Source organism: Streptomyces sp. NBC_01341 (genome assembly GCF_035946055.1).
Classification (GTDB): domain Bacteria; phylum Actinomycetota; class Actinomycetes; order Streptomycetales; family Streptomycetaceae; genus Streptomyces.
On the sequence record NZ_CP108364.1, the window covers coordinates 95,047 to 103,146 of the forward strand.

Sequence of the window (8,100 nt, forward strand, 5' to 3'; positions counted from 1 at the left end):
GACGGTGGCCGGTTCACCGAAACCCGCGCATCGGAGTTCACCGCCGACGTCCGCGAGGTCCAGGTCGTCACTGACCCCACCACGCCCCTGACCTGCCACGGTGAGCTTTTCGTGGTGAGTAGCCCCTGCGGCCGTGGTGAGCTTTCCGGTCGGCCACTCACCACGACAAATCCTCGACACTGGGAACTTCCCTTGTCGAATCCTCCCTTACGGTGCGGTGCGTAGAAGGTCGAAGCGACAGCGGTACGGGGGGGCGCCCGCGGCGCGCAGGTGCCCGGGGCGGGAGCTCCGTCGCCGGTGCCGGACACCAGCCTCCCGCCCCGGGCCCCGACACCCTCCCACACGCGGCGGCGCTCAGCGGACGGGGAGGGGCCGGACCGCGGGGACACCTGGCCCTCGAGAGCGCTCGTCGCGTGGAGCGCGGCGCGGTCGCCGGTCGCTCCGGCGCCTTGACCGGGCCGGAATCGACGTGGCACCCAGGCGCCCGCGGTGAGCGGCATGCGTGGGGCCCTACCTATGCCGACACTTTTACCGGCGCTACGACCGATAGCTTCCGGGAACCGACTTCTGCATAACTGCAGGTCAGACAACGTTTTGCGTGTAGTGAGTGCTCAGACCTCCGCTTGCCCCCTGGCCTGCCCGCTCTGGGATATGGAGGTGGGTGGCTGGGTCTATGGTCGCAGGGAAGCCGGGCACTGCTGCGCTGGCCTCAGAAGGGCTCTGCGCCGGTCTGTCGGGCGCCGCAGTGAGCAGGTGCTCGCCATACGGATAGAGTCACCCGATGCTTGGAAACATGGGTCCCCTTGAGCTGCTGATTTTTGTGCCAGTGGCGTTTCTTCTCCTGTGTGTGCCTGCGATCGTTGCCTACCGCAGGAAGGTGGAGCGCCTGTGGCTGGTCATCGTGGTCAGCCTGATCGGCGGTTCCACGGGTCTGCTCTGGTTCGTGGCTCTGTACATGGCCATGACGATGCGAACGCGCACGGACGGCGTCACACCGCTCAACGTCTCCGGGCCCACCGCTGGCTAGAGGCGCGGACCGTTGCGGCTGGCCGCCGTGCGGCCGCCTGCCCCAACCATCCGCGGTTGCCCAGCAACACCGGTTCAGCCCCGGCTCGACGCTGCGACGGCCCGGTGGGCGCCGCGGCGACCAGGCACTGCAGGAAAGGGCGTCCGCTAACCGTTCCTCATCCGTGAGCAGGAGGGAGCCTTGGACCCACTGCCCTCGTGGCCCTGGCGGTGCAGCTCGCGCCAGACCTTTCTGTCCCCGCAGACACGGAAGTTGGTCTCGTAGACCTCGGTGATCAGCCCCTTGAGGACGGTGTCGCGGACCTGCCGGTTGGCGGGAGCGAAGGAGAAGTCGGTCAGCTCGCTGTTGAGCAGGAAGCCCCGCCCGGGCACGGTGATGGCGCTGCCGCCAGTCGATTCAATCGTCAGCGTGTACGCGACGACGTTGCCCCACTTGTCGGCTGTCGTCAGGCGGGTGGTGTTCTCGCCCTCAAAATGCGGTGACCTGGGAACTGCGGCGCAACCACCAGCCTCGGCCTGCGCACCCTGGTCAACGCGGGTCCCCGAAGGCACACAGCCTTCCACTTCGTCCACCGCTCCTGGCTCGGCCCCCGTCTTGTCGAGGTGGCGCTCGTCGCGCGGCCGGCCCCCGGACACGACCTCTCCGCACGCCGTGGCAAGCGGGTGACGACGACCTCCGGCATGGACAACGTGTTCGGCCACTCCCACGGCGACGGCACCGCCCTGGAGGTGCCGGGCGCCACCAGGATCAGCAGCACCCGGACCATCAGCAGGCAGGTCGACTTCGCGCCGCTCGGCGAAAGCAACGGCGAGCAGGCCAGGATCACGCTGAGTCTGGCACGGCAGAGCAACCGTTCGGACGTCCAGAGCTCCAGCCGTGAACTGCGTTCCTGGCAGCGCACGTTCGGCAACACCAGCGAGTTTCCCGTGCCCTACGAGTACGAGGTACGGGTCTCCTCACGCCCGCTGACCGAGTCACTGGTCGGACGTCTCGCCGATCTGATCGGCAGCGGGCTGGACCTGGCATCCGTATTCGTCCTGCCCCTGCGATCGATCGGACTCTTCCCCGCGTCCCGCATCGGGCGCCGGGAGGTGGAACCGGCCACTGCCGTGCTGCGGTTCAACGCCTCGGAGACACCGGACCAAGGGGAACGGCGCGCCGCGACCATCCCGCCTGCCGTCTTCACGACCAATCCATCCGCTCCCCGCCCGACGCCGCCCCCCGGCGGAGTGGCCGTGGAGATGGAGGTCCCAGCAGACCTGCGTGTCCTGCTGTCCGGCCCGGCCTGGGTGCCCGCACGGCCGATCGAGATCTACGACTTCGGTGGCATGGACGAACTCAGGGACGCACTGCGAGCCGTCGACCCCTCGCTGAAGGACACCTCCAGGCCCCAGACCACCACGTCGGCCGAAGGCATGCTCATCCGGCTGACGTCGCTGGCGCAGAGCAACCGACCGACCCCGCTGGAGCCTGCGGCCGTTGCCCCGTTCCTCGGCCACCCGGGCGGCACCGGCGTGTCGTTGAAGATCACTCTCTACTCACCGCGCGCGGAGGTGACCAGCAAGGACACCGCCATCGACCGGATCGAGCTCTCGGCGGACGGCTTCCAGACACAGGCGGACAACACCATCGCGCCGAGCCTCGGTTACAACCATTCCTCACGGTACGGCTCAGCTGACCGCGGCGGACCGACCGTCCCGGTCGCGGGCGACCGCGCCATGCTCGGCCAGAACGCAAGCGCCTCCAGCCAGCGCCGCGAACTGCTGCGGTTCGGCACACCGATGGCCAACGCCAAGGGCGAAGGCCTGGACGGCCACCGCGTCCGCGCCGTGGCACTGGTAGAGGTCCACGGCCCCAGCGGCACGCGCTGGGTCGCCGGAGACCTCCTGCTCCGCACAACCGAGACGCCTCCCGGAGCGGGGCGGTCGGATCGGACGGGCCGGAGCGAACAGACCAATGAAGCCGGAAAGGCCCTGTGAGCTCCAGCCCCCGCCCGGCCATGCCGTACCTCGGAAGGACCCGGCATGGCATCCGTGCGGGCGGCCGACCGCGCCTCCTGGCGGCGCGGGGTGCGGTCGGCAAAGTCGCGCCAGGACATCAGAAGGGCATGCGCACCGGGCGACGGCCCACGGATCCCCACAGCGATCAATAGCCGAAGTTCTGTGTCCACCAGTGGCCTGGTGAGCCGATGTGGACGCCCACCCCGATGGAGCCAAAGTCACCATGCAGAATGTTCGCTCGATGGCCGGGGCTGTTCATCCATGCCACCATGACCGCGGCTGCCTGCTGCTGCCCCATGGCGATGTTCTCGCCTCCCGGCCGAGGGTGAGCATGCCTTGTCATGCGGTCTGCGGGAGAACTCCCGTCAGGTGAGAGGTGGGCGAAAAACCCCCTCCTCGCCATGTCCTCGCTGTGGGCCCTGGCCGAGCTGCGCAGGCGTGCGTCCTCCTTCAAAAGCGGCAGGCCATGGCGCCGACGTTCCTGATTGACCAACGCCACCACGGAACTCTCAAGGTTCCGTTGCAGACGCGCGCCTCCCGGAGCCACCGAGGCGGCGCCGGGTCCGGACGGGTCCTGGCCCACAATGAACCTAAGGCCGGGGCCGTCATCCCACTGGGAATCCCACTCCTCGTCAGCGCTCTCCACCTGCGGCCCGGGCAGTTGCGGCAGCACTGCCCGCTTCCGCGGTGCTGGCGTATGCGGACTTGCCTTGCGGCGCTGCCGCTGCTTCTTCGGCACAGATGCCCCTCATCTCCCTGGTTCGACGCACGTGTTCACGAACCGGACCTCACTTATGCGCAAACTCTAGGCGCGAGCTCCGCGGATCACCGCTTCAGACTTGTGGCCAGGTTGGACCCCGACCGCGGCGGGACGATCCGCCGTTCCGGCATTCCGGAACGGCCGGGTGCGGTTCCGGGAGTGTCCAATGATCGGCGGATCCGATGATCAAGGAGACGCCAGATGAGCGACACCACCATCGAGGAGATAACGGGGAGTGAGCCGACAGCGGTCGTGCCGGCGAGTGACGAGCGGTTGGTCGCGATGCTCGTGGACCGGGCCCGCAGCGAGGGTCTGCGGCTGAACGGGGAAGGGGGCCTGCTCCAGCCAAGCGGGTCCTGGAGTCCGCCTTGGAGGGCGAGATCACCGATCACCTCGGATACGAGAGGCACGACGCCGAGGGCCGGGGCAACGGCAACGGCAACGGCAACGGCAACGGCAACGGCAACGGCAACTCCGCAACGGGACGCGGACGAAGAGGGTGCTGACCAATGTCGGTCCTCTCGAGGTGAGGGTCCCCCGGGGCGTGGCCGGCACGTTCGAGCCGGCCATCGTCAAGAAGCGGCAGCGGCGCCTGTCGGGCGTGGACGAGATAGTGCCGTCCTCGTCCGCGAAAGGGCTCACCCACGGCGAGGTATCCGCGCACCTGGCCGAGGTCTACGGCGAGCGTGGACAGGACCACGATCTCCACAATCACCGACGCGGTGATGGACGGCATGGCGGAGTGGTCCAACCGGCCACTGGCACCGCGTCTGTCCGGTGCTTTTCGTGGACGCCATCAACGCGAAGCCCCGGGCTCTGTCGACGATCTTGTGATCCGGACGGTTGAGCGGTTCGTGCCGACCGTTCGCAATCATGTACCGCGTGCTCTCGTGATGTGCTTCTGGAGCTGTGTCCGTACCGGCCCGCGTTGCTCACTGAGGAGGTCGAGCGACGGCCCGGCAAGGTGGTGTTGAGGACGCGCATGCGGGCGAAGAGCGGGACCTGCCGGTGTGGTCAGAGTTCTGCTCGGGTGCACGGCCGGTACGTACGCAAGCTGCGTGACGTCGCCGGGGGCGGGCTCGGCCAGGTGATGGGGTTACGCATACGCGCAGCGATGGGCCACTCTCGGGTTACGAGGGCCGCGAGTAGGCCATGCGGCTCGTGCCACGCGCCCACGGGGAAGTGGTGCGCGTGGCGTGGGCGGTGGGCGCGCAGCGTGCCGGGCGGGACTGAGCGGAGCGAGCCGGCCTCCGCTCCATGCGCAGCGCGAGCGGGGGGAGCTCAGCGACCCGGGTTCTTGACGCGGGCGGATGACTGACCTTCCATGAGACCCGGGCCGACACCTGGCGACACACCCCAGCAGGTGACGTGCCGCCAGGTGTTTCCAGGGAGCTTGGACAGGAGACACAAGATCGAGTAAAAGTGGTCTCGAGTTGCTCACTGCGGCAGGCCTGGCAACCACTAAGTACGTCACCTGCCGACTCAACAGCTGTTAAGACCCGGTTCCGTTGCCGGAGTCCGGGAGTTCGCCCGTGCGGCTACCTGCGCCAGGCACGCCGAGGGCGTCGAAACAAGATGGGGATCTATTCATGTTTGCAGCACGTCATGGGGTCCTGCGGGCCCTCATGACCACCACCACGGCCGTGCTGGCCGTGACCGCGATAGGCGCGACCACGGCACACGCTGACGGCCACCGGACCCGCGGGTCCGACCACACCAGGTATCAGTCCACCCCGACCGCGGGCAAAAATGACGCCGCCTTCTGCCAGTTCTCGCCCGACGGCGACACCTGGATGTCGGCGGCCGAGTACAGGACCAACGCGCTGAGGACCGGCACCGACGGGACGGTACAGATCGGTGTGCGTGGGATCCGGAGGGATCACCCGTGCACGGTCTCACTCGCCTCCTACGGAGCCCACGGGGCGACCTGGCAGACGTCCGGCAAGCAGGCGTTCCAGGACTTCGACACCGTCACTGTCGGCCGCCACGAGCATGCCACGCTCGACATCACTGTGCCCGCCCCTGAATGCTTCGCTCAGGTCGACCTTTACGTGGGTAACACCAAACACGACGGCAAGAGCGGCGACCTTCCCGAAGGACCCAACCACCCGGTATTCGGCGACAACCTTATCGCCGCCTGGCACGGGGGAACGCGCACCTGCGAGGCCGCGCCCACCAAGCCCCCGGCGACGGCTCCGGCGACGACACCCCCGGCTACGGCTCCGGCGACCACACCGCCCGCCACAGCACCCGCAACCACACCGCCGGCCACGACGACTGCCCCGGCGACCACGCCGCCGGCCACGACCACGGCTCCGGCGACCACGCCGCCAGCCACTACCCCGGCGTCCTCCACGGCAGCGGCCGCACCGAGCACATCGGACAGTGGAAACGGCTCGCTCGCCCACACCGGCAGCAGCAACGCCGTCCCTGTGGCGGCCGGCACAGCAGCAGTCCTTCTTGCCCTGGGAGGCGGCCTGTTCGTTACCGCACGCCGCCGCAAGGTCGCCCGCGAGCACTGATGACGACCGCCCGGCCCAAGGCGAAACACCTTTGGACTGTTGGCTGAACCGGTGCAGGTTCGCCCCGCTGCGCAGTCGCGCAGCGGGGCGAAGCGCTGTGGGCCCGGAGGGTTGCGGGGCTCATGGTCTGCGACAGCTCGGAAACCGCTACCGGCCCACCTTCAGGACGAGGAAGAAAGGCACACACGCCGACGGGCACCACGCCGGCAACGGCAGACGCGGCTCCGCTCCGTGGACCCGGAGATCCACGACTCGTGGACCTCCGGGGCATCCGCGAGAACATACTTCGGTCCGGACAGGCACTCCAGGTGGCGGAGGCTGACGCTAGCGACCCACACGACGCCGGGCCTGCCGCGGTCGCCGACCGAGTCCGGCAGGTCCGGGTGCCTCGAACACCTCTCCGTCAAACCACTGAGCCACGTTGACGAGGAAGGTACGGGGGTGCTCGGCCGGCGGGCGCGGATTTCAGCAGGCGGTCGAACTCGCTGGAATGACGGAGCGGTTCACCGGCCGCCGGGGAGGGCGGGTCGGGTGTTGGCTCCGTGACCGGGCGTCTTGTTTCATCCCGGGGCCGGGTTTCAGCAGCGCGATCTCCGCAGGTGGCACGGGTACCCGTTCGTCAGGTGTGGACGGTACTTGGCGCGGGGGCCGTGCGGCGGGTTACGGGCGCAGAGAGCCGAGTTGGTGCGGCCCGCATCCTGGACCGTTCACATGTGCCCGGCTGGGGTTGGGTACTCTGCCTGTTTGACACGTAAAGGAATCAGCGGTGGCGGTCGGTTTATATGGCAGCCGCGGGCCTCGGTAACTGACCACAGTGCGGCAGCCTTCCGCCACCGTCGCTGGGTGTGCTGCAGGCAGGTGTCGCGGGGCGCGCTGAAGGGTGTTTCAGCTGGCTGGAGGAGGAAGACGTGTGGGGTTCGGATGAGGGTGGCGCGCCGGCGGTGATCGGCTGATGGGTGAGGGGAGCCCGCTGGGCGGTGGGGAACTCTTCGATTCGTCTGTGGGGATCGAGTCGATGCAGCAGCGCATCGCTCAGGCGATGGCGGAGTTGGAGAATGTTCAGAACGGGGTGGCGAAGGCTGAGGCGGAGCTTCGGGCGGCGTCGGTGACGGTGCGGTCGAGGGACCGTGCGGTCGAGGTCACGGTCGGGTCGCAGGGTGAGTTGACGGGGTTGGTGTTCCTGGAGGGCAAGCAGCGCACGATGGCTGCGGGTGAACTCGCGGCCAGTGTGCTGGAGGCTGCCGGGCGTGCCCGTACGCAGATGTCGCGTCGTGTGATGAAGAAGCTCCAGCCGTTCACCGAGTCCGGTGGCGCGGTCCCTGGGTTCCCCGGTATCGAGGTCGACTGGGAGCGGATCTTCGGGCCCGGGGTGCGGGACGGGTCGGGCGGCGGGCGCAGGCGGGACAGTAAGTTGCAGGATGAGATCGGCGAGGATGCGGAGGACTGAGTCATGCCTTCTGGGGAATACACAGCAAATCCTACGGAGCTTCAGATTGCGACCTCAAGTATCGAGGAGCTTTCCAGGATGATCAGTCGTGCTACGGCCCGGTTTGTCAGCGGGCAGCGTGCAACCGCTGATTGGTATGGCTGGGATGACGATTTCGCGAAGGAGATAGGGCCGAAGACGGAACAGGAGAACCGGACTGTGATAGCGACGGGGGAGTCACTCGAGGCAGCCGTGTATGCGGTGACTCACGGCACACTTGCCAACCTCGAGAACATCAACCGGACTCAGGGCGCGAATATCGAGGCCATCAAGGACGAATCCAAGAAGACCGGACGGCACTGATC

6 protein-coding genes and 2 pseudogenes are annotated in these 8,100 nt (G+C 68.0%); 6 read left to right on the top strand and 2 right to left on the bottom strand.

The annotated features are described in order from the left end of the window. The first annotated feature begins 847 nt into the window (after positions 1-847). Positions 848-1,027 (top strand): superinfection immunity protein, encoded by a 180-nt coding sequence (locus OG206_RS00435; RefSeq protein ID WP_327110974.1) that lies wholly within the window; start codon positions 848-850, stop codon positions 1,025-1,027. A 278-nt stretch (positions 1,028-1,305) separates the two neighbouring features. On the opposite strand, the pseudogene OG206_RS00440 reads toward OG206_RS00435, so the two are convergent. Then, a pseudogene (locus OG206_RS00440) lies at positions 1,306-1,536 on the bottom strand (gamma-glutamyltransferase); the annotation flags it as partial. Between the two features lie 153 nt (positions 1,537-1,689). Between OG206_RS00440 and OG206_RS00445 the strand changes: the two are divergent. Beyond that, complete coding sequence (locus tag OG206_RS00445; RefSeq protein ID WP_327110976.1) at positions 1,690-3,006, top strand: hypothetical protein; 1,317 nt, start codon at positions 1,690-1,692, stop codon at positions 3,004-3,006. 166 nt (positions 3,007-3,172) lie between these two features. On the opposite strand, the gene OG206_RS00450 is transcribed toward OG206_RS00445, so the two are convergent. Next, positions 3,173-3,766, bottom strand: coding sequence for a CAP domain-containing protein (locus OG206_RS00450; RefSeq protein WP_327110978.1), 594 nt, complete (start codon positions 3,764-3,766; stop codon positions 3,173-3,175). A gap of 222 nt (positions 3,767-3,988) precedes the next feature. Here OG206_RS00450 and OG206_RS00455 point away from each other — a divergent pair. From OG206_RS00455 to OG206_RS00470, 4 genes and pseudogenes are all read left to right on the top strand, one after another. Continuing rightward, a pseudogene (locus OG206_RS00455) lies at positions 3,989-4,600 on the top strand (transposase); the annotation flags it as partial. An 812-nt stretch (positions 4,601-5,412) separates the two neighbouring features. Next, positions 5,413-6,309 (top strand): LAETG motif-containing sortase-dependent surface protein, encoded by an 897-nt coding sequence (locus OG206_RS00460; protein ID WP_327110980.1) that lies wholly within the window; start codon positions 5,413-5,415, stop codon positions 6,307-6,309. Positions 6,310-7,324: 1,015 nt separating this feature from the next. Then, on the top strand, positions 7,325-7,756 hold the full coding sequence (locus OG206_RS00465) for a YbaB/EbfC family nucleoid-associated protein (RefSeq protein ID WP_327110983.1): 432 nt from the start codon (positions 7,325-7,327) through the stop codon (positions 7,754-7,756). Positions 7,757-7,834: 78 nt separating this feature from the next. Then, positions 7,835-8,098 carry a hypothetical protein gene (locus OG206_RS00470; RefSeq protein ID WP_327110985.1) on the top strand — a complete coding sequence of 88 codons (264 nt, stop codon included), beginning with the start codon at positions 7,835-7,837 and terminating at the stop codon, positions 8,096-8,098. Positions 8,099-8,100: the final 2 nt, after the last annotated feature.